The following is a 2345-nucleotide window of genomic DNA, read 5'->3' on the forward strand; positions in this document are numbered from 1 at the left end:
TCACCCCCGGCCCCCCAGCCCTTACGCCGGCACCGGCCCCAGACCGCCGACATCCGGCTTGGGCGTGGCGGTGGGCACGGAGCCGCGGCGGTTATCCGGAGCAGGCTCGTCGACGACTTTGCGTTCGATCTTTTCGCCGCGCAGGACCATCTGGATTTCGTCGCCCGAGAGGGTTTCGTATTCCAGCAGCCCCTGGGCGAGACGCTCCAGATCGCCCTGACGCTCGGTGAGGATGCGCTTGGCCTCGGCATAGGCGTGGTCGATGATGCGGCGGACCTCATCATCGATCTCGCGGGCCGTCGCCTCGGAAACGCTCTTACTGCCGCCAAAGCTCTGGCCGAGATAGCTCTCTTGGCCATCGGCATAGGAAACCATGCCGAGGGTCTCGGACATGCCCCATTCGGTGACCATGCGGCGCGTGGTATCCGTCGCCATCTTGATGTCGCCGGAGGCGCCGTTGGAGACCTTGTCGGCCCCAAAGGTCAGCTCCTCGGCGGCACGCCCGCCCATCGCCATGATCAGCTGTTGCAGCAGCTTGATCTTGGACATCGAATAGCGGTCGCCTTCCGGCAGGCTCATCACCATGCCCAAAGCGCGGCCGCGCGGGATGATGGTGGCCTTATGCACCGGGTCGCATTCCGGCAGAGTGATCGAGCAGATCGCATGGCCGCCCTCGTGATAGGCGGTCATCCGCTTCTCATCGTCGGACATGACGAGCGAGCGGCGCTCCGCCCCCATCATCACCTTGTCCTTGGCATGCTCGAACTCGGCCATGGCGACCACGCGTTTGCCGATGCGCGCCGCATGCAGCGCCGCCTCGTTCACCAGATTGGCGAGATCCGCACCGGAGAAGCCCGGCGTGCCACGGGCGATCACCTTGGCGTCCACGTCGGACGCCAGCGGCACCTTGCGCATATGCACTTTCAGGATCTTCTCGCGGCCGGCGACATCCGGGTTGGGCACCACCACCTGGCGGTCGAACCGGCCGGGGCGCAGCAGCGCCTGGTCCAGCACGTCCGGCCGGTTGGTGGCGGCGATCAGGATGACGCCTTCGTTGGACTCAAACCCGTCCATCTCCACCAGCATCTGGTTCAACGTCTGCTCGCGCTCATCGTTACCGCCGCCGAGGCCCGCACCGCGATGCCGGCCGACCGCGTCGATCTCATCGATGAAGATGATGCAAGGCGCGTTTTTCTTGCCCTGCTCGAACATGTCACGCACGCGCGAGGCGCCGACGCCGACGAACATCTCGACGAAGTCCGAACCGGAGATGGAGAAGAAGGGCACATTCGCCTCACCCGCGATGGCGCGGGCCAGCAGGGTTTTACCCGTACCGGGCGGGCCGACGAGCAGACAGCCTTTCGGGATCTTGCCGCCGAGGCGCTGGAATTTCTGCGGGTCGCGCAGGAAGTCCACGATCTCCTGCAGCTCGCCCTTGGCTTCGTCAATGCCGGCCACGTCCTCGAAGGTGATACGGCCCTGCTTCTCGGTGAGCAGGCGGGCGCGGGATTTGCCGAAGCCCATGGCCCGGCCGCCGCCAGACTGCATCTGCCGCATGAAGAAGATCCACACGCCAAGGATCAGCAGCATCGGCGCCCAGTTCAGCAGCGCGCGCAGCAAGGGGTTCATCGTGTCCCCTTCCGGCTTGGCCGAAACATCCACACCGGCATCGGTCAGTTTGGAGACCAGCGACTGGTCGGCCGGGGCATAGGTTTCGAAGCTCTTGCCGTCCTTGGTGGTGCCGGTGATGTCGTGCCCGGCGATGGTGACACTCTGCACCTGGTTGTTCTTCACCTCGTCCAGGAAGCTGGAATAGGCGATTTCGGACGCGTTGCTCTGCGTGCTGGAGGGCTGCAGCACATTGAACAGCACCACCAGGAACAGGGCCACCACCACCCATACAGCGATATTTCGACCCAGATTATTCATCTAGACTTTTCCAATTCTTTCAGTCAGTTCGTCCGCCCTGCACGAGGCACGGAGAGGTCTTCATGAGCTCAACGTGGTCATACTGCACCGGATTCCTAGACCAGCACAAATAAATCCTCGCTAAACAGCGCCGCGAAACGGGGCCTGGGTGGCCGGCAAAGGCGGCGAAAACCGCACCGGCGCCGGAAAGATCAGCCCGCCCGTGGCCGGGCGCAGCGCCGGCAGGCCGCGCAGCACCAGGGTTGGCAGGCCGTTAAACCCATGAAACGCCGCCGCTTGCGCGCCCAGCGCGCCGAACGATGCGGGGCGTTCGGGATCTTGCAACAAAGTGAAACGGCCATCCCATAGCGCATGGCTGCTCGCTGCAATCGGCGCGGCACAGGCGGCGGCCTCGCGCGCCAGCAGCCAGCCGGGGC

1 protein-coding gene and 1 pseudogene are annotated in these 2345 nt (G+C 64.8%); both read right to left on the bottom strand.

Features of this window, described 5'->3' with window-relative positions:
• Positions 1-21: 21 nt before the first annotated feature.
• A complete protein-coding gene (gene ftsH / locus MXAZACID_RS07340) occupies positions 22-1929 on the bottom strand; it encodes an ATP-dependent zinc metalloprotease FtsH (RefSeq protein WP_008493587.1) in 1908 nt (635 codons plus the stop codon).
• Positions 1930-2049: 120 nt separating this feature from the next.
• Positions 2050-2345 (bottom strand): annotated as a pseudogene (locus MXAZACID_RS19240) (tRNA lysidine(34) synthetase TilS); the annotation flags it as partial.

This window comes from Acidocella sp. MX-AZ02 (assembly GCF_000306035.1).
GTDB classification, from domain to species: domain Bacteria; phylum Pseudomonadota; class Alphaproteobacteria; order Acetobacterales; family Acetobacteraceae; genus Acidocella; species Acidocella facilis.